This window comes from Lapidilactobacillus bayanensis (assembly GCF_003946695.1).
Taxonomy (GTDB): domain Bacteria; phylum Bacillota; class Bacilli; order Lactobacillales; family Lactobacillaceae; genus Lapidilactobacillus; species Lapidilactobacillus bayanensis.
Genome location: NZ_RHOX01000008.1, coordinates 13,993 through 34,462 on the forward strand (window position 1 = coordinate 13,993; position 20,470 = coordinate 34,462).

The 20,470-nt window shown below is 41.0% G+C and carries 18 protein-coding genes; 16 read left to right on the forward strand and 2 right to left on the reverse strand.

The annotated features are described in order from the left end of the window. The first annotated feature begins 18 nt into the window (after window positions 1–18). The 3 genes from der to EKM65_RS04275 all read left to right on the forward strand — a co-directional run bounded on the left by der (window position 19) and on the right by EKM65_RS04275 (window position 4,032). Window positions 19–1,329 carry a ribosome biogenesis GTPase Der gene (gene der, locus EKM65_RS04265; RefSeq protein ID WP_125605830.1) on the forward strand — a complete coding sequence of 437 codons (1,311 nt, stop codon included), beginning with the start codon at window positions 19–21 and terminating at the stop codon, window positions 1,327–1,329. A gap of 321 nt (window positions 1,330–1,650) precedes the next feature. Continuing rightward, window positions 1,651–1,926, forward strand: coding sequence for an HU family DNA-binding protein (locus EKM65_RS04270; RefSeq protein ID WP_057754915.1), 276 nt, complete (start codon window positions 1,651–1,653; stop codon window positions 1,924–1,926). A gap of 849 nt (window positions 1,927–2,775) precedes the next feature. After that, window positions 2,776–4,032, forward strand: a complete 1,257-nt coding sequence (locus EKM65_RS04275) for a tetratricopeptide repeat protein (protein ID WP_125605832.1) — start codon at window positions 2,776–2,778, stop codon at window positions 4,030–4,032. 78 nt (window positions 4,033–4,110) lie between these two features. Here EKM65_RS04275 and EKM65_RS04280 read toward each other — a convergent pair whose 3' ends face one another. Next, window positions 4,111–5,031 carry a YitT family protein gene (locus EKM65_RS04280; RefSeq protein ID WP_225420395.1) on the reverse strand — a complete coding sequence of 307 codons (921 nt, stop codon included), beginning with the start codon at window positions 5,029–5,031 and terminating at the stop codon, window positions 4,111–4,113. A gap of 180 nt (window positions 5,032–5,211) precedes the next feature. Between EKM65_RS04280 and EKM65_RS04285 the strand changes: the two genes are divergently transcribed. The 12 genes from EKM65_RS04285 to EKM65_RS11185 all read left to right on the forward strand — a co-directional run bounded on the left by EKM65_RS04285 (window position 5,212) and on the right by EKM65_RS11185 (window position 18,642). After that, window positions 5,212–6,420: a CCA tRNA nucleotidyltransferase gene (locus tag EKM65_RS04285; protein ID WP_125605835.1), complete on the forward strand. Its 1,209-nt coding sequence runs from the start codon at window positions 5,212–5,214 to the stop codon at window positions 6,418–6,420. Between the two features lie 15 nt (window positions 6,421–6,435). Continuing rightward, window positions 6,436–7,395, forward strand: coding sequence for a thymidylate synthase (locus EKM65_RS04290; RefSeq protein ID WP_125605838.1), 960 nt, complete (start codon window positions 6,436–6,438; stop codon window positions 7,393–7,395). 10 nt (window positions 7,396–7,405) lie between these two features. Beyond that, window positions 7,406–7,909 (forward strand): dihydrofolate reductase, encoded by a 504-nt coding sequence (locus EKM65_RS04295; RefSeq protein ID WP_164506810.1) that lies wholly within the window; start codon window positions 7,406–7,408, stop codon window positions 7,907–7,909. Between the two features lie 246 nt (window positions 7,910–8,155). After that, window positions 8,156–9,004 carry a DegV family protein gene (locus tag EKM65_RS04300; RefSeq protein ID WP_125605844.1) on the forward strand — a complete coding sequence of 283 codons (849 nt, stop codon included), beginning with the start codon at window positions 8,156–8,158 and terminating at the stop codon, window positions 9,002–9,004. A gap of 449 nt (window positions 9,005–9,453) precedes the next feature. Beyond that, window positions 9,454–10,308 carry an SGNH/GDSL hydrolase family protein gene (locus EKM65_RS04305; protein ID WP_125605847.1) on the forward strand — a complete coding sequence of 285 codons (855 nt, stop codon included), beginning with the start codon at window positions 9,454–9,456 and terminating at the stop codon, window positions 10,306–10,308. A gap of 251 nt (window positions 10,309–10,559) precedes the next feature. Then, window positions 10,560–11,171: a YpmS family protein gene (locus EKM65_RS04310; RefSeq protein ID WP_125605851.1), complete on the forward strand. Its 612-nt coding sequence runs from the start codon at window positions 10,560–10,562 to the stop codon at window positions 11,169–11,171. Window positions 11,172–11,182: 11 nt separating this feature from the next. After that, the gene (locus tag EKM65_RS04315) at window positions 11,183–11,410 is read left to right on the forward strand and encodes a YozE family protein (RefSeq protein ID WP_125605854.1); all 228 of its coding nucleotides are present in this window, start codon (window positions 11,183–11,185) and stop codon (window positions 11,408–11,410) included. Window positions 11,411–11,422: 12 nt separating this feature from the next. Beyond that, window positions 11,423–13,012: a S41 family peptidase gene (locus tag EKM65_RS04320; RefSeq protein ID WP_125605857.1), complete on the forward strand. Its 1,590-nt coding sequence runs from the start codon at window positions 11,423–11,425 to the stop codon at window positions 13,010–13,012. Between the two features lie 22 nt (window positions 13,013–13,034). Beyond that, window positions 13,035–13,769, forward strand: coding sequence for a hypothetical protein (locus tag EKM65_RS04325; protein WP_125605860.1), 735 nt, complete (start codon window positions 13,035–13,037; stop codon window positions 13,767–13,769). Between the two features lie 802 nt (window positions 13,770–14,571). Further along, window positions 14,572–15,708 carry a DUF6287 domain-containing protein gene (locus EKM65_RS04330; RefSeq protein WP_125605863.1) on the forward strand — a complete coding sequence of 379 codons (1,137 nt, stop codon included), beginning with the start codon at window positions 14,572–14,574 and terminating at the stop codon, window positions 15,706–15,708. 514 nt (window positions 15,709–16,222) lie between these two features. Further along, window positions 16,223–18,205: a peptide ABC transporter substrate-binding protein gene (locus EKM65_RS04335; RefSeq protein WP_125605866.1), complete on the forward strand. Its 1,983-nt coding sequence runs from the start codon at window positions 16,223–16,225 to the stop codon at window positions 18,203–18,205. A 284-nt stretch (window positions 18,206–18,489) separates the two neighbouring features. Beyond that, entirely contained in the window at window positions 18,490–18,642 is a 153-nt protein-coding gene (locus tag EKM65_RS11185; protein WP_164506811.1) for a hypothetical protein, read from the forward strand. 387 nt (window positions 18,643–19,029) lie between these two features. Here EKM65_RS11185 and EKM65_RS04340 read toward each other — a convergent pair whose 3' ends face one another. Continuing rightward, a complete protein-coding gene (locus EKM65_RS04340) occupies window positions 19,030–19,620 on the reverse strand; it encodes a hypothetical protein (RefSeq protein ID WP_125605869.1) in 591 nt (196 codons plus the stop codon). A 321-nt stretch (window positions 19,621–19,941) separates the two neighbouring features. On the opposite strand from EKM65_RS04340, the gene EKM65_RS04345 reads away from it, so the two are divergent. Next, complete coding sequence (locus EKM65_RS04345; RefSeq protein WP_125605872.1) at window positions 19,942–20,460, forward strand: GNAT family N-acetyltransferase; 519 nt, start codon at window positions 19,942–19,944, stop codon at window positions 20,458–20,460. Window positions 20,461–20,470: the final 10 nt, after the last annotated feature.

Here is a 20,470-nt window from a genome sequence, read left to right on the forward strand (position 1 = left end):
GTTGTGAGGTGAGTTAATATGGCATTACCAGTCGTCGCCATTGTCGGTCGGCCTAATGTGGGCAAATCGACGGTTTTTAATCGCATTGCTCGCCAGCGTATTTCTATTGTTGAAGATACACCTGGCGTCACTCGTGATCGGATTTACGCCCATGGTTCTTGGTTGAACCACGATTTTAGCATGATTGATACTGGTGGGATTGATTTTACAGATCAACCATTTATCGATCAGATTCGCACGCAAGCCGAAATTGCCATTGAAGAGGCAGATGTGATCGTCTTTATGGTTAGTGCTCGCGAAGGCGTCACCGATATTGACGAACGTGTCGCACAGATCCTTTATCGAGCTAAGAAAGACGTTGTTCTGGCTGTCAACAAAACTGACAATCCCGAACAGCGCCAAGATATTTACGATTTTTATACTTTAGGCTTTGGTGATCCCATTCCTGTTTCTGGCGCTCAAGGGACCGGGTTAGGTGATTTACTGGACGCGATTGTTGCTAAGTTCCCGCTTGAAAAAGATGATGAAGCAGACGACACGATTAAATTTAGTTTAATTGGTCGCCCTAATGTCGGTAAGTCATCATTAGTGAATGCAATTTTGGGTGAACATCGCGTCATCGTTTCTGAGATTGAAGGCACCACTCGTGATGCAATCGATACCCGTTTCACAGATGATGATGGCCAAGAATTCACGATGATTGACACCGCAGGAATTCGTAAACGTGGTAAAGTTTGGGAATCAACGGAGAAATATGCGGTGATGCGGGCGCAAAGTGCCATCGACCGTTCGGATGTGGTACTCTTCGTCATTGATGGTGAAGAAGGTCTACGAGAACAAGATAAAAAAGTTGCCGGTTATGCCCATGAGGCTGGCCGCGCCATCATTATCGTGGTTAACAAGTGGGATTTAGTCAAAAAAGATACTTATTCAATGCAAAAGTTTACGGATAAGTTACGGGCTGAATTACAATACTTGGATTATGCGCCAATTGTGTTTGTATCCGCATTGACGAAACAACGCTTGAATGTCTTGCCTGATATGATCAAGACCGTTTCAGTCAATCAACAACGCCGAATTCAATCCTCAGTTTTGAACGATGTTTTATTGCGGGCCGTGGCCATTACACCAACGCCAACAGTTAAAGGCAAGCGTCTACGCGTTTACTACTTAACACAGGTAGCCATCAAGCCACCAACCTTTGTTGCTTTCGTTAATGATCCGGAACTGTTCCATTTTTCGTATCAACGTTTCTTAATTAATCAATTACGCGCTAGTTTTGATTTCTCAGGAACCCCAATTCATTTAATTCCTCGCCAACGTAAATAAGTTGGCAAAGTCGGGGTTTAATTTGAGTTAACTTTTTGATGGGAATGACGAATCAATGGTGCTCGGCGCTGATTTGCACGAATTACGGCCGTTTTTTCTGTAAATAACGCGTTAATGATTTATTTTTTCTTGAAAAACATTTCAATAATTAATGTGGCAATAAATATCGCTTGTTTTTGCAAAAAAACCTTGTAGAATAGGGGTTTCTATGGTAACTTTAGTTATGGAATAGTGATTGAAAAGCATCATTGTTTCATCATTTTTGATTAATCAAAAGTGAAATGCGCAAGCTCTTGAAGCTTGTCCCAGGAGGTGAAATCCATGGCAAATAAAGCAGAATTGATCGATAACGTAGCATCAAAGACTGGCTTGACTAAAAAAGACGCAACTGCAGCAGTTGACGCCGTATTTAGCTCAATCCAATCAACACTTGCTAAGGGTGAGAAGGTTCAATTGATCGGCTTTGGTAACTTCGAAGTTCGTCAACGTGCAGCTCGCAAAGGCCGCAACCCTCAAACCGGTGCTGAAATCGAAATCCCTGCAAGCACTGTACCTGCATTCAAACCAGGTAAGGCTTTGAAGGATGCTGTTAAATAAGAATTTAACACTTTATTGAAGTACTAAGGCCGACGCTAATGTCGGCTTTTTTTGTCGACTTATTTTTTTGCGGGTCTTCTAATTTAATGCGCTAAAGGCTAGAACTGTTTTGTGGTGGTTCTCCGTGCTTGCACAAAGGTTGCATATGGAACGTGTGGGGTACCGTGGCGGCAAATAAATACTAGTCGCTGGAACGTTACTTTTTAAAAGAGTGGAAACTAAAACTGTTATTTTGCGGTTCTTCGCGCTTGCGCAAAGGTTGCATATAAAACGTGGGGGGTATCGTGAGGGAAAATAAATACTTTCGCTGGAACGTGGTGGACACTGCTTGAAGCCAATTTTTGCAAAATTGTCTTCAAGACAGGTCTTGTTGTAAGTAATAAATTACTAACAACAATTTCACCACTGAGCGGTATTTATTTTTCCTCACTAAACAAGTGAGATGGCAACCTTTGCGCAAGTGCTGAATTGACGAGTGGTTGAATTGCTTCCAATTTTTAGAAGCACAAATTTGCATTCAAGCTGCACTAACACATTTTTGTCAGTGCCGGAGGGAAATCGCGGTCAGCTGTGAAATTGTCGTTTGCGATTTATCGCTTACGACAAGGCCGAGCTTTGAGACAATCGTAGATTGGCTTAAAGTCGAGCCCACAGCGTTCCACCAGCGTATTTCCCGTAGGCACGAAGAACCACCATATCAATTTTTCACTATTCAGCAAGTTAAATTATTACTGAAACTTGACACTAAGAAGGTGCGACAATAGCACCGTTGTTAATTATTCGTTATAATTAATAGGATTAGTTTAATTGCACGTTAATTTAAAACATCTAAAAATAGTGGGGTAGTTTATGACTTATTCTGAAGAAATGTTGCAGGCGCTAGATGATCAAGATTTAGATGAAGCAAAGAAAAAATTTGCCGCGGCATTGCGGCATGATGACGATGAAACTTTATTTAGTTTAGCCGAGGAATTACAAGCGCTGGGTTTCAATAATCAAGCACGGCGAATTGCTGATAAATTGTTGGTGAAATATCCTGATGCGGATGATGTGCGCTTGATTTTAGCGGAGCTTGCGATTAGCGATGACAAAACGGATGATGCCTTATTGCAGTTGGATCAAATTTCTCAGGATTCTGAAGTTTATCCGCAAAGTTTGCTGACTGCGGCTGACCTTTACCAATCGTTAAATTTACCAGAAGTTAGCGAGCAAAAATTGTTAGAAGCAAAGACATTATTGCCCGATGAGCCAGTGGTTGATTTTGCTTTGGGTGAATTGTATTTGAGTCTCGGTCGTTATCAAGAGGCATTACCCTATTTTGAAAGTTTAAGTGAAGCCGGCGTTGATTATTTAGCCCAAGTTTCAATTCAGCAACGTTTAGCTCAATGTCTTTCAGGTTTAGGTCAATATGAAGAGGCAATTGCCATTGATGAGAAGTTGACCGCAACGCTTGCGACTGACGAACAACTTTTTGAATTGGGTGTGTTGTATCAACAAGTTCACAATGATGAAAAGGCAGTTCAAACGTTGACGCGTTTGCAACAACAAAATTCTGATTATAGTGCGCTTTATCGGCCACTAGTGCAAAGTCAATCTGAATTGGGCCGTTACGAACAAGCTTTGCAAACGGCGCAAGTAGGGTTAGGTTATGACGAATTTAATTTGGAATTATATCGTCTGGGCGCGAAAGCAGCTGCCAAGGTTGGTGCCAAGCATCAAGTTGAGCACTTGCTTAAAAATGGCCTGGAAATCGATCCAGAGGCGCAACCGCTGCGTTTAATGTTGGGTGAGTACTATTTACAGGCTGGGCGTGATCAAGAGAGTGTGGCGTTGTTAGCGCCAATTGCTGAACAAGAAGATGAAGCAGATCCGCAAGTGAATTGGGAATTAGCGCAAGCCTATGATCAACTGGATGATGTTGAACAAGCACGAGAGAATTATTTTATCGCATATCCTAATTTAAAAGATAATCCACAGTTCATGAAGCAAATGGTACTTTTCCTACAAGCACAAGGTTTGTCAGATGAATTAAAGTTAGCCTTGCAACAATATTTGAAATTAGTGCCGGAAGATGATGAATTTCAGGATCTCTTATTAAATCTGTGAGGGCGCAACGCTTGATGTAACATCTTTTCGTTTTTCGACAATGAAAAAGGAATCGAGCTTTTCCCGATTCCGTCATAGTTATTTCTTATTGGTGTGTAGGGCTAGCAAATTACGAGTTGGCTTACGTAAATAGGTAAAGCCTTCACCGACAGCTTCATGGACGTCAATGATTGAGACAAAGGCGTGCGGATCAAGATGCATGATGATCTTCTTAGCTTGCACAACTTCATTAGGCGCAACCACACAGTAAACAATCGGCCGACTATCGTGTTGATAGCCACCTTCAGCACTTAAAAACGTTGCGCCGCGTTCCAATTCGTCCATTAACGATTGCGCAATTTCCTCATGTTGCTCGCTAATAATCAGCAAACCTTTGGCAGAGTAACTACCATCTTGAGTGGCATCCACAATCCTGGAGAAGACAAATGAAGAGAGCAACGTGTACATCATGTGTTCAATATCTAAATAGGTGAGTGACGTTAGTAGCACGATCACGTCAATTGCCAGTAAAGTTCGACCCATGGGAATACCGCGCTCCAACTCAAGGATGCGGGCAATTACATCACTACCACCAGTAGTTCCACCGAACCGATAGATTAAACCAGAGCCAAAGCCGCCAAAAATTCCGGCTAACACACCAGCAATAAATAAATCGTGGTGCAAATTGATATTAGGGATAAAACTAACGCGTTGCCAGATCCACAGTGAACCTGATAAGGCTAAAGTCCCATATATGGTGTAGATCATTCCCTTACGGCCCAAAAAATGATAGCCTAGAATAATAAGCGGAATGTTTAAAAAGATTGTTGAGTAGGCCGGATCTAAATGCCACCACGCTCGTAAAATTAAGGTAACACCGGTCATGCCACCTTCTGCTAAGTCATTTTTGATATTAATCGCAACTAAACCGAAACCATAGATTAAGGCACCGAGTGTGATCATGATAAATTCGCGGATCGTCGTTTTCCAATCCACGCTCTTCCAATTAACGTTTGTCATTTGTCATACTCCTTACTTGGATATTTTGCTTGACCAGAAAATCTGGTGACCGTTTTGAAACATTGTCCCATCTGACAAGATATGTATGGATTAAAATTGCATCAGATTAATTACCGTTTTACAATTAAAGAAATGATTGCATCAAAAGATTAACAGAATTAACTGAGGACAGGTGTCAACATGTATTTAACGAATTTTCCTAATGAATTTCAACGGGCACTTCCTATTTTACAACAAATTGAGGCTCACGGATATGAGGCTTATTTCGTTGGTGGTTCTGTTCGTGATACCTTGTTGGGAAAAAGTATTGCAGATGTTGACATTGCCACCAGCGCCTTTCCTGCTGAAATTAAAGAAATCTTTCCCAAGACGATTGATACCGGCATCAAACATGGCACCGTCACTGTGATGGTTCAGGGAATTGGGTATGAAGTGACAACTTTTCGAACCGAATCAGGTTATCAAGATTTTCGCCGCCCGGACCATGTTACGTTTGTCCGTTCACTGCGCCAAGATTTACAACGTCGGGATTTCACCATCAATGCCTTGGCCGTTCGTGCTGATGGTCTCATCATTGATGAATATCAAGGCCTCGCTGATTTAGCAGCGAAAAGAATTCGTGCAGTTGGCAATGCAGACGAACGTTTCCATGAAGATGCTTTACGGATGATGCGCGCTGTCCGTTTTGCAAGTCAATTAGGATTTGAGATTACGACTGACACTTATGTCAGCTTACTACATAATGCTGAGCTTTTGCAAAAGATTGCCGTTGAACGCATTCACACTGAGTTTGAAAAGATGATGGTGGGTGCGAACTGGCTGATTGGCTGGAAATTATTTGTCGCAACGAATCTCATTAAAAACACGCCTTTTTTCCAAGATCATCTACAAGACGATTATCCTAATTTCACAGCGGTCACCCAGCCATTAATGGATGAGGCGGCCGTCTGGACACTTCTAGGTGAGGGCTTTAACTTTACCCTCAATGAGCAGCGGCAGCTCTTACACAGCTGGAAATCAGCCAATAAGGTGATTGCAGATAGTCAGCACACTTTAGCCTTCAGTCGTTTGCTACAGAAACATGCAAGTCCAACTGCTTGGGAAATTTATCAAGTTGACGCGACAATCATCGAACGCTTAGCAACCATTTGGCCGATATTAAAGTTACAGGCTGATTTCACCGGCTTAGCAATTCAATATCAGAATTTACCCATTAAAAATCGGCATGAACTTGCGCTTAATGGTCAAGTCTTAATCGCAGAATTAGGAATCAAACCCGGACCTGCGATTGGTTACTGGTTAGATCGTGTTGAGCAAGCGGTTGTCATGGGTAAAGTTGGCAATGAGACTGGCCAATTGTTAAACTGGATTAAAGCACAAAATCAATAGAAGGTGGGCGCAATCGTGAATCCTAATGAAGAGAAATATTTACAATTTGCTCGAACGGTTCTAACAGAAGGGCATTATAAAGGCGATCGGACGAATACCGGCACTTACAGTATTTTTGGTTACCAAATTCATTTCGATTTACAGGCCGGATTTCCTATTTTGACCACTAAAAAAGTGCCCTTTGGGTTGATTAAAAGCGAATTATTGTGGTTCTTGAAAGGAGACACCAATATTCGTTATTTGTTACAACATAAAAACCATATTTGGGATGAATGGGCTTTTGAGCATTATGTTAAAAGTTCGGCCTACCATGGTCCTGACATGACTGATTTTGCACATCGCGCTTTAAAAGATGCTGAATTTGCTAAGGCTTATCAAGAACAACATCAATTATTCTGTCAGCAGATTTTAACTGATGCGGATTTTGCTGCTCAATATGGCGAACTGGGGCCGATTTATGGTCGGCAATGGCGGGCTTGGCAAACTAGTCGCGGCGATACAATTGATCAGTTAGCGGCTGTCGTGCAACAAATTAAAACCAATCCCGATTCACGGCGGCTGATTGTCAGTGCTTGGAATCCTGAAGATGTGCCGAGTATGGCTTTACCACCATGCCACACGTTGTTTCAATTCTATGTTAATGATGGTAAATTATCCTTGCAGCTGTATCAACGCAGCGCCGATATCTTTTTGGGTGTTCCTTTTAACATCGCCAGCTACGCGTTACTAACGCATTTAGTCGCGCATCAAACTGGTTTAGAAGTCGGCGAGTTCGTGCATACTTTTGGCGATGCCCATATTTACCAAAATCATGTCCAGCAAATTGAAACGCAATTGCAACGGACACCCACGGCAGCACCAACTTTGTGGTTAACCGATGAAATTAAACCAGACTTAGCTGATTACACCATGAAAGACATGAAATTGTTAGATTACAATCCGGCCGCGGCAATTTCTGCACCTGTGGCCGTTTAGGAGTGATACAGTGTTAGCATTTATTTGGGCCGAAGATCAACAACACTTGATTGGTAATCAAGGTCAATTGCCCTGGCATTTACCAGCTGATTTACGGCATTTCCAACAGCTCACAGTTGGTCAAACGATTATTATGGGGCGTAAAACTTATGACTCCTTTCCGAATGGTCCGCTGCCACGGCGTCAGAATTGGGTGTTAACGACGCAATCAGCCGCTAACTTTCCTATGGAGGTACGTATCTTTAATGACGTACAGCAGATTAGGGCGGCGATTGCCACTGCGCCGGAGCAGAATTATTTCATTATTGGTGGGGGTTCCTTATTTGAAGCATTTGCTGCAGAAGTTGACGTGTTATACCAAACGGCCATCAAAGCCACGTATCAAGGCGATGTTTATTTTCCTGAGTTAGCGTGGTCGGCTTTTGAGTTAGTACACCTACAAATTCATCCGGCGACTGCTGAAACACCAAAATTTAGTTTCAATGAGTATCGACGCCGTTCAAATGCCGATTAAGCAAGGAATAATGTTCAACTAGTTTTTGAAACTAGTTGAAATGATAATTAATTATTAGTAGGTTTATCCAATACCATGTTATAATGTTAATGAACCGTTTTGGCTCATTAAGATTCAAGCTGTTAGTGGTTAAATTGTTGCGGTAGCCTTTGTCAATAGACATTTTAGTCGCACTGTATTACCATTATTTGCAATTAGGTTCATCATTTTGAATGATATTTTGATCGAATTTTGGAGGAACTATCCGTGACCAACACAATTAAGATTGTAACCGATTCATCAATTCAATTAACTGATGAAGAAATTAAAAAATATGAAATCCATGTGGTGCCATTGACGATCGTCATTGATAAGATGATCTATACTGATGGCGTTAATCTAACGCGCCCAGAATTTATGAGCAAGATGGCTGTTGCCAAGAATTTGCCGCAAACAAGTCAACCTTCAATCGGTACTTTTCTAGATTTATATGATGAATTATCGGCAGACGGCAGTGAAATCATCTCAGTGCACATGTCTCATAGTTTGAGTGGGACCGTTAATGCCGCGCGTCAAGCAGCACAAATTTCCAAGGCTGCGGTGACGGTTGTTGACAGTGAATATATTGACCGCGCGATGGCTTTCCAAGTTATTGAAGCGGCTAAATTGGCACAGGCTGGTAAGGATCGCGCTACTATTATTGCTGCGATGGAAAAGATCAAGACGCACACCAAGTTGTTCATGTCGGTTTCGAGTTTGAACAACTTAGTTAAGGGTGGCCGTTTAAGCCGTGTTTCTGGTTTGCTGTCTAACTTGTTGAATATCAAAGTTGTTTTGAAATTTGAAAACAATTCTTTGGATCCCATTCATAAGGGACGTGGGGTCAAAACGATTAATAACTTCTATCATGACTTAATTGAACAGATGAAAGAAACGGCGGCGCCAATTGTCGGCATTGGTATTTCCCATGCAGACGATTTAGGTTTAGCGACTAAGATCAAGGAACAATTAAATGCGATTTTTCCAGAGATTTCTATTTTAGTTGCACCAACTAGTCCCGTCGTCGCAACTCATTCTGGTGCTGGTGCATTAGCAGTCATGTTTTACACTGAATAAGTTAAGACTAGTAAATATTGTCGGTTGGGGAACTGGAACAAAGATGCCAGTTCCTTTTCATTTAGGTTGTCGTGGAACTAAAGCTGAATTCGAATGTCGTCATAATTCTGTTGTGCAAGCGCTGAATTGATGAGTGATTGAAGTACTTCTAATTTTTAGAAGCACAAATTTGCTGTTATGTCACATCATATCATCTCTTTTGTCAGTGCCAGAGGAAAATCGCGGTCAGCTGCGGAATTGTTGTTAGTGGTTTACCACTTACAACAAAGCTTGAGGTTGAGACGAATTGGTTTTGATTCGGCTCAAACCAAGCTCGCAGCGTTCCACCAGCGCATTTTCCGTAGGCACGAAGAAATTCAACATAATAGTTTTAGGCCTAGAATTCAGTGCGGTTTTAGTTGTACCATTTCGTAAATTTATATCAGAATTAATAAGAGTTGGGAATAACGTTGAAAAAATTATTGAAATTTATCCAAACATTTTTAATCGTCGCGGTTAGTGCGTTGGCGATTTTTATGATTTTAAATCTTGTCGTCAAAACGCCACGCTTTCAAAGAAGTACAGGTAGTAAGGTTAGTGTTGTCAAAAAAGTAGTCAAAAAACAAGTAACCTTAACGGCGATTGGCGATTCACTGACCTATGGTGTCGGCGATGCTACCAAAAATGGCGGTTACGTCCCCTTGATTAAAAAGGAATTAGAGTTGCAAGATGGTAACCAAGTAACCACTCATAATTTTGGGGTCAGTGGTGATACTTCAACTCAAATTCGCACGCGTATTTTAAAACAAAGAAAAGTTCAAGACGGTTTGGCCAATGCTGATTTGATTACGATGACAGTCGGTGCAAATGACTTGATGCATGAGTTGCGCAATAATATCAATAATGTTAGTGTCGCTAAAATTAAGACTGCCAGTAAAACTTATCAGCAAAATCTTACCAAATTAATCAAGACGATTCGTCAACACAACGCTAAGGCACCGATTGTGATTGCCAGTATTTATGATCCGTTTTATGTGTACTTCCCGCAATTAACTGATTTGCAAACGGGCATGGCATGGTGGAATACGACCACACAAAATACAATCAAGCAATTTACTGATGTTTATTATGTCGACATTGATTCGGTGATGACAAAGCCGAAAGGATCCATTTTGGCCAACAATAAGCAAAAGCAAGCAACGGTGAATCCTTATTTGTATACGAAGGACCATTTTCATCCGAATAATCGCGGCTATCAAGCAATCGCCAATCAACTTGTGACCAAGATCCAAGCCATTAAAACGCAGTGGCTCTACCAAAAATAAGAAATCATTATAAAAAGTGAGATAGGGCCATGTTTCAACTAGGCGAATTTTGCCCAAGTTGAATGGACACCGTCACGAACATCAAAGGTTACTTAGCAAATCTTGCTAAGTAACCATCATTAAAGTGAGATAGGGCCATGTTTCAACTAGGCGAACTTTGCCTAAGTTGAATGGACACCGCCACGAACATCAGGAGTTTCTTAGCGGTTTTGGCTAAGTAACCATCATTAAAGTGAGATAGGAAGTTAATTATGACAGACACACCGAAACGTCCGGTCAAGAAATCTGCAACCGTTAATATTTGGAAATGGTTGTTTTTAATTTTATTGGGTTTAATGTTGGGAACGGGCATTTTTTTAGGCACGAAATTATTTGTTGAGCCAACGCCGACAACCACGGCTAAGACGGTTTCTCGTAGTGATGAACCGGTTTTTAGTGTGGAAATGACCAAAAGTCAAGTTAATCGAATTGTGGCATTTTATTTAAAGAATTATCTTAAGGACAATGATCAGAAGTACCAATTTAAATTGACGGATCAAGCTGTTTTAACCGGTCAATTTAAGTTTTTAGGTGCTAAGATTCCCTTTACCCTAAACTTTGAGCCTTATGTTTTAGAAAACGGCGATGTTCAATTAAAGGCTAAACAGTTGGCTATTGGTGCGTTGCCTGTGCCAGTCAGTACGGTGTTAAGTTTCGTTGGCAATGACTATAATTTACCTAAGTGGGTGACACTGAGCAGTAAGCAAGAAACTGTCACCATTCATCTCAGCCAATATCGAACGGATAACGGGATGAGTTTTAAGGCCGACCATATTGACCTTGATAATGATAAAATTGATTTTAGTGCGTTTATATCAAATTAAGAGGTGACATTATGGAATTACGTCGTTCGTTTTATCAATTTCTAATGACGCTTAGGAATCCTAATAGTCATGATGAAGTTGCTGAATTTGCGAATAATGCCTTTTATGACCATAGTTTTCCTAAGCAAGATAAGAATTATGATCAGCTTTCTCGTTATTTAGAATTAAATGGCGGTTATTTGGCGAGCATGACGATTTTTGATCAAGCGTATCAATTGTATCTTGATAGTGAAGCATAATGGAGGATCAAATTGGCTGATAAACAGAATACATCTCATCAGGACGAAAATGTCCAACCTAGTGAACCATCGGTATCATCTGCAACAACGACACCAACTGAAGATGTTGCTGCAACAATCCTTAATGACACTGAAAATGAAAGTAACAAGACAACGCACAAGAAAAAGCGGCGGCAACCACCAGTTAAACGTTTCAGGCGGTTAACTTATTGGTTCAGTGTGGTCGTGGCTTTAGCCGTCGGAATGATTGCCGGCGTGCTCATTGTCATGCACCAAATGCAACCAACATTACGTATCAATTCCGAGTTAAACGAAGTAATCGGCGTTTATCAGACAGTTAAGAATAACTATTATCAAAAAGTGAGTCAGAAAAAGTTAGTTAACGGCGCTGTCAAAGGCATGTTAGATTCTTTAGGTGATCCCTTTTCCCAGTATTTAGATGTTGATCAAAGTAGTAGTTTAAATGATTCAACGTCCGGTTCGTTTGAAGGTATCGGCGCGGAAGTGCAAAAGGCCGAGCATGCCATCAAAATTATTTCGCCAATTAAAGGATCACCTGCTGCTAAAGCTGGCCTGAAAGCCAACGACTTGATTATGAAGATTAATGGCAAGTCAACCGCTGAATTAAGTGTCGATCAAGCCGTCAGCAAGATCCGTGGTGCTAAAGGGACTCAGGTTACCTTAGAAATTAAACGGGATACTTCCACCTTTACGATTAAAGTTAAGCGGGCGAAAGTTGATCAAGCGACGGTTACCGGTCGTATTTTGCCGAGCGACAAAACAGTCGGTCAAATTCAAATTTCGACCTTTGCCGAAAACACTGCCAGTGGCATGAAGAAGATGATCAAGGAATTACGTCAAAAAGGCGCGACTCGCTTTATTATTGATGTGCGTGGTAATCCTGGTGGCTTAATGAATAGTGCGCTGGCAACTTCAAGTATGTTCTTGAAGAATGGTCAAGTGATTATGCGAGTTAAAGCACGAACTGGTAAAGAAGAAGTTTACAAAGCCGGAAAAACTTATGATGATGGTTTCAAAGTGACGGAACCAGTTGTTGTTTTAGCTGATAGTGGCAGTGCCAGTGCATCAGAAATCTTCAGTGCCGCCTTGCAACAATCCGCCGGTGTGAAACTGGTTGGAACGAAAACTTATGGTAAGGGTACCGTTCAAACTGTGGTGCCTTTAAATAATAGCAGTGAAATGAAATTTACCACGGCTAAATGGCTAACCCCTAATGACACTTGGATTAATAAGAAGGGGATCACGCCAGATGTCAAGGCTGATTATCCAGCACTAGCCAAATTAAGCTTACTCTCAAGTGGTAATACTTTGCAGGCTGGTAATGTTGGTCGGCAAGTTAAATTATTGCAGACTAATCTTAAAGACTTAGGTTATGCCGTTAAAGTGACGAGTATCTATGATGACCAAACAGTTGCTGCCGTTAAACAGTTACAGGCAAAAGCGAAGTTAAGTCAGCAAGATGGTATTTTTGACGATCAAGTGCGGACTGCCTTGTACGCCGAAGTTACCAGTTATTTGCAGGCACATGATAATATCTTGAACGCTGGTTTAAAGGCATTAACACAATCAGTTACTGAATAATAATGTTGGTAGGAGTAAGTTAATGGCAAGTTTTGATAGGAATTTAGCCGCGCTAAGTTTGTTGCCCAAGGATGCACGAAATTTTGCAAGTTTTGCATTATATGCAGTTAGTGCAGCAGACATTAGCAAAGATCAAGTCGACTATCATGAAGTGGGTATTGCGCCGTTTGCCCAAGCGTTAGCCGACCCCAATCAGGCGGCGCAGCTTGTTAATACCGACGTGATGATGTTAGGTTATAATATGTCAACGCGGGGAAATGATACAACGATTCCTTGGTCGAATTATCATGAAACCATTAAGAAATCAAACGATAAATATATTCCGGCCACCTTGAACGGTACTTTTGCCGAGGGTGCGTATATGAGTGACTTGTTTAAGGATTTGCGCCTGACAGATTCTGGTTTAGTTCATCGTCTGTTTCGGAGTACGTTACCGCATTCGCGTTTACGATTGAGAGACGACGAGCTCACCCAAGTAGCCGGCCTGGATTTTGCAGAAATTTTTCAGCGCAGCATTCAACTTTTTATGGCCGAATATCAGGCGTTGCAGCCCAAATATATTTTATTATTTGGAACCAATACACAGACTGATTTTGCCAAGTTGCAGCAATATTATCCAGAATTTGCGATTAAGGTAGACACGCAGATTATTAAGTTGAAGCACTATGCACCGCGCGCAGAAAATCATTATTCAGTCGCCCATCAGAACCGCGCGATTCTAAACAAAATCAGAGCGCAGAGAAGCGCGGGGAGTTAGTGAGGATTAAGTTCAAACCAGTTAAAATCTTGGTTTTAAGATTTAAACTGGTTTAACTTAACCGGAACTAACTGCGCTTCGCAGCACGTTTCAGATCAGAGTGCGAAAAACAACGGGTTGCTGGTCCAAATTTAAATGAAAAGATTGATGCATGCTAATGCAGCAAGATTTTCACTTAAATTTCGTACCAGCAGTTGTTTTGAACACGTTTCAAATCAAAGTGTGAAAGACAACGGGTTGCTGGTCTGAATTTAACTGGAAAGATTGATGCGTGCCAACGCAGCAAGATTTTCACTTAAATTCTGTACCAGCAGTTGACTTGAACACGTTTCAAAATCAGAGTGCGGAGGACAACGAATTGACTGCCTTAATTTAAACGGAAAGATCGCTGCGTGCCAACGCAGAGAGATTCACGCTTAAATTATGCGCGGTCAGTTGTTTGCAGCACATTTCCAAGACAGTAAGATAACAAAAGAGACCATGACGAACACTATTTCGTCATGGTCCTTTTTGTGGTGATGTATAGATAGTTTTTGCTGTTATTTTATGAGCGAGCGTCAAGCTAAACCAATTGAGCGTGTCATTTTCAAACTTAAATTTAGCCGTGATAATCTTGTAAACATGCCGATAAGATGACTTTTAGAATTATAATTGACTTATCGAGAAACGAATTTTAAAATAAGTAATGTATTCACAAATGCTTCAGAGGAAGAACTGTCGGGCAAGGATGGTTGCATTAACTGGAATGCAAAAATTGAACACAATAATCGATCACAACAATAGCGGGGAGCATCTTTAGCAAATGGGTTATCAAAAAATAGTAACAAGCGCAATGACGGTTCTGGCCGTGTTAATGTTGGCTGGCTGTACGAGTCAAAAGAAAGCCAGTTCGCCAACAAAATCTTCGACGGTTTCGACGCGATCACTGAAATCAAGTCGCAAGACTAGTCGATCAGTAAAAGTTGATCAATCAACTTCGAAATCAAAAACTAGTCAGGCGTCAGCAACGTCAAAAGTTAGACAAACGACAACAAAGCCAGCGGTTAGTCGGCCAAGCGTTGCGACGATGAATCTCAATCAGATTCAAAGGGGTGATTACAGTAGCCTACTGGGTAACTGGCAAATTATTGCTACCGCAGCAAATTATCGTGGTTCAAAAGGTTACTTGTGGAATTATGGCGGTAAGACGACGCTAGCGGTTACGAAAGACATGATTAGTCAGGAAGGCCTTTCACTGCAAAGTAATATCTTACAGGATGATAATGGTCAACATGCGATTAATTTTACGCAGCAGGATGGGTGTTTACGGATGGGTATTGATGAATCGCAGGCCATTAATTGGATTGTCACTTTCATTCCTAAGGGCACAACCTTCGATTGGGCTGAGCAATACAGAATTAATAACCATGTGAAGATCGGCAATACCAAAAATCTGATTGTAATTTGGACGAGTAATAATTCGTTTACCCAAGTTTTTGCTGAATCGCCCGCCACACAATCAGCAAAGACGGCTAGTACGGCGAGTTTGAATTTGAATCAAATCGCAACGAATAATTTTTCAAGTTTGGTCGGAATTTGGCGTAATGCGACGAATGGGAAGACGATTGTTGTGACCAACAGAATTATGCATAAACCTGCCAATAGTCGCGTGGATATTGACGAGGGCGTTATTGTCAGCGGTGCAGATAATCATGGTTATCCCGAAGTCATTGCCGGTGATGCAATTCGTGATGGTTATATTCAAGGAAGCATCGGCACGTTTGATCCCAGCATTATTGGTTCTTCATTTGAGCCGTTGCAGATTGTGCCCAAGAATGTTAAGTTACCAGCGGCTCCCGGTTTATATGACACTGATGATTCTGACTGGACGCGCGACCGTTTGATTCGCGGCATTCAAGGTGGCGACGGCGTTCGGCCGTATGCTTATTACAGGCAGTGAGAGAACAACGCAATCAGAGGGCCGGTTGAGTGAGAAATTAGCACGCAAGCAATGAGACTTGTTCAACGACCATCATAATTGTTGCTGCACTAATTTTAAAGCTTAACTTAATTCACGGTGATCTGACTTTCTTGGCAGGTCAGTCTGCTGTTTCAAGCGATAATTTTAAAAATTCTTAAAACATTTTAGGGACTCATTATATTTGGTGTATTGTTAACGCAATACACCAATTTTTTTGTTTATGAGAAATATTATGAGAATAAACCCTAATTATCATCAAAAAGTGTCATTGAGGACGTTGAAATAAAAAAACATTTAAAAAATATTTTGGCCACGAATCGCTGTTATATCAATGAAAAGTCATGAAAACTACAAAATAATTGAAAAAAGTTGAAAATTAATTTGATTTTAACGTTGACATTAAACTCTAATAATTGTATTATTTTCCCAACTTCTAAATCGAACACAGGTTATTTGACTTTAGAATATCTTTTAATTTTTTGGGGGAAATAGTATGAAATTGAAAACTAAAAGCCTATTGACGGCGATGTTAGTCGGAGTTACGTTATTAACCGCTGCGTGTGGTAATAGCAAGTCTAGCAGCAAGAGCAGTCAAAGCTCAGCAGATAGTAAGTATAGTTATGTGTATGCAACAGATCCAGATAACTTCGACTATACGGTCACTTCTCGACAAACAAATAGTGGTCATTTGATTAACTTTGTTAATGGTTTATTAGAGAATGATAAGTATGGTCGTTTAGTTGGCGCCCTGGCAAAATCATGGACGGTCAGCAAGGATGGTAAGACTTATACTTATCATTTACGTAAAGGGATTAATTGGGTTGACAGTGAAGGTAATGTTTATGCCAAGGTTAAGGCTCAAGATTTCGTTACTGGTTTGAAACATGCCGTTGCTGCTAAGTCAGAAACCTTGTATGTCGTTCAAGATAGTATTGTTGGCTTGAGTGACTATGTTAATGGTAAGACGAAAGACTTCTCAACTGTTGGTGTTAAGGCATTAAACGATACCACCGTACAATATAAGTTGAATAAACCTGAAACATTCTGGAATTCTAAGTTGACTTATGGGGTAATGTTCCCAGTCAATGCGAAATTCTTGAAGTCACAAGGTAAAGACTTTGGTAAAGCAGCTGCCAATGGTATCCTGTACAATGGACCTTATCTACTTGCTAACTTCACTTCTAAATCAGTCATTGAATATAAGAAGAATGATAATTATTGGGATAAGAAAGATGTTCATATCAAAGATGTTAAGTTAACTTATAATGATGGTAGTAATCCTGATGGGTTGTACAAGTCATTTGTCACCGGTGATTACACGAGTGCAACGGTCTATCCAACCTCTGCAGATTATAAGAATGTTGTGAAGAACAGTAAGAACAACATCATTTGGTCCGATCAAGATTCATCTGTTTATAACTTTACCTTTAACTTGAATCGTCAAAGTTACAATAACACGTCTAAGAAGACCGACAAAGCTAAACAAGATACGCACAAGGCAATTATGAATCGTGACTTCCGTTTAGCTATTCAATTCGGCTTTAACAAGACAAGTTATAATGCCCAATCAACTGGTCAGGCCGGTGCCATGAAGTCAATTCGTAACATGATGACACCACCAAACTTTGTTCAAGTTAAGGGACAACCTTATGGGGACACTGTTGAAAAAGACTTACAAGCGCTCGACAGCAAAGCATTTGGCAACGTTAATCTAGCAGATGCCCAAGATGGTACTTTTGATGCAACTAAAGCTAAGGAATACATCGCTAAAGCTAAGAAAGCATTACAAGCAGAAGGCGTATCATTCCCAATTCACTTGGACTTACCAGCTGATCAAAAAGCCGTTACAACTTTGAATAAAGCAAAGTCATTCAAGAGCACTGTTGAGAAGAACTTAGGTAAAGATAATGTTGTAATTGACATTCAATTATTACCAGAAGATAAATATTTAGCTGCTACTTACCAAGCAACAACTGCCGCAGCCAGTGACTATGATATTAGTAATGCTTCTGGTTGGAGTCCTGATTATGATGATCCATCATCATACCTTGAGATTTACAATCCTGATTCTGGTGCTATGTTAACAACACTTGGCTTAACTGCAGGCAAGAGTACTGCCAGCGATACAGCTGCTAAGAAAGAACTTAACATGAGCGAATATGCTGACTTATTAGCTAAGGCTGAAGCAATTACTGATGATACCGATGCTCGTTACACAGCATTTGCTAAAGCAGAAGCATGGTTATTGAACAGTGGTATTCAAATTCCTGTTAACTCACTTGGCGGAACACCATCAGTTACGAAGAAAGTTCCATATACACAACCATATGCTCAATCTGGTATGTATTCTTCACTCGGCTGGATCTTCAAGGGTGTTAAGGTTCAAACTAAACCTGTTACAATTGCTCAATATAACAAGGCTCACAAAGCTTGGGTAGCTAAGCGTGCAGAGATTGCTAAAGCAGACGATAAATAATTGAAGATTATTTATTAAGCAATATTGAGAGAGGTTTCATGAAGCAATTCTCCTTTTGGAGAATTGCTTTTTTGTTGCATTAAAAAAGCCGCGTGCAGTATTCTGCAACGGCAGCTAATGAAAAGTGTGCGACGAAAATTGTTTGTTGCAAGTCTTCGCGCTTACACAAAGATTGCACATGGAACATGATGGATACGCCGATTAAGACAGTGGAAACCAAAACTGTTTTGTAGTGATTCTCCGCGCTTACGCAAAGGTTGGATACGAAACGTGCGGGTACCGTGGTGGGAAATAAATACTTGTCGCTGGAACGTAGTGGGCGTCGATTTAAGCCGATTAAAATACAAATCGTCTTAAATGCGAGCCTTAATGTAAGCAATAAATTGCTAACATTAATGTCACTACTGAGCGGTATTTATTTCCCACCACTTAACTAATAAGATGGCAACCTTTGCGCAAGCGCTGAATTGACGAGTGGTTGAATCGATTCTAATTTTTAGAAGTACAAATTCGAGGTTAAATCACACCATATCATCTCTTTGGTCAGTGCCGGAGGGAAATCGCGGTCAGCCGCGGAATTCTTGTTAGTGGTTTACCACTTACAAGAAAGCCTGTATTTGAGACAAATTTATTTGGCTCAAATCAGACTCGCAGCGTTCCACCAGCGCATTTCCCGCAGGCACGAAGAATCGCAAGATAACAGTTTTAGGTTTTGCTATTTTGATAATGACTGCAGCGTTCCACCAGCGTATTTCCCGTAGGCACGAAGAACCGCAACAAGACAGTTTTAGGTCTGTTTGTTATTTCAAGTTTTGGCATATTTTTTAGCCAAAGATTGGTCGATTATATTCTTTCGCGACGATCTTTAAACCAAAGACATGCACGAACAGCCATGAAAGTGCCATGTTAGTGACCGTCATCGCCAGCGCAAGTCCGATCGCAAAAAAGAACTGCCAAGTTGTCCGGAAGCTAAAAAGATTGTAACCGGTAAAATAGGCAAGTACGAGTAAACAAACGAACTTTGTTAAATTAAAAGCTAATTGACTAACTTTCGCAGAACGGCTACGATCATTCAGCAGCTGCTTAAATGGCGCATCTATGATGGTAAAGACTGGCACAGAAATACGTTTACCGCCGCCACCTAGCTCGATCGATTCAGGTTTAGGATGATAGCCTAGCCCTCTAAAAGCACTGAGTAGCACTAAATAACCTGGATAGAAGCAAGCAAAGAGTGCGCAACAGAATACTGCCATGGTCGCATCATTCAGATTTAACCACGTCCCACAAATATGTGTGGACAAATAGAACCAGCCGCTACTGAGTAACCAAAATAAAAATGTCACGCCACCACTGGTCGGTAGCTTATCATTGCTCAAGAAGTGATGATGTTCCTGAGATGTCTCTGCTTTTTTCATCTTAATTTATCCTCGTTAAATTGTTGACTTAGTTGAAACCAAGCTGTATTGTTTGCTGAATTTGATTCGTCGTTTTTCATCATCAGCTCTTTCACGACTTGATCTTGTGTCGCGCCGATGCATTTAGTTGGTATGACCAAATTTTACGCGAAATTTTTCTAATTTACCACAGAATATAAGCTTATCTGACGCTTTTGCTATTTTTCTAAAGTATTGACTTATTTTTTGTTCGAGCACGGCGAAACCGGTAGAAAAAGTGCACCGGGTAAGTTGATTTGTGTTAATATCAGAGTAACTATTTTTCAAGCGGGGGTGTTATTCATGACAATAGAATTACGAAAGATGAATCAAAAAGATGCTCGAGCAGAATTTGATTTCTTCCAAACAATGCCTGTCGAAAATGGTTTTGAAGTTCCGTATAAGACGCTGACATATCAAGAATTTGTGACGACGGCAATTCCGGAGCGGCTACTTAGTTCTCGTGGGTTAGGGCCGGCGGTTGGGCGCGTTCCGGACACGTACTTTTTCCTGTGGGATGATAGTCAGCTAATCGGCCTGTTTAAAATTCGCCATTATTTAAACGAGCAACTGCGTCACGGTGCGGGGCATATTGGCTATGGTATTTTACCGCAGTTTCGCGGGCGCGGCTATGGAACGCGCGGATTATCGTTGGCTCTTGAGGCATGTGATCATATAATGCCAGCTGATGAGCCTGAAATTTATCTTTCCTGTGCTAGGACGAATACTGCTTCGTTACAGGTGATGTTAAATAATGGCGGTCGCATTGTCGCACAAGATGAAAAAGAGAATTACGTTCACATTCTGCGAGAGCGGCATTAGGATCAACGAT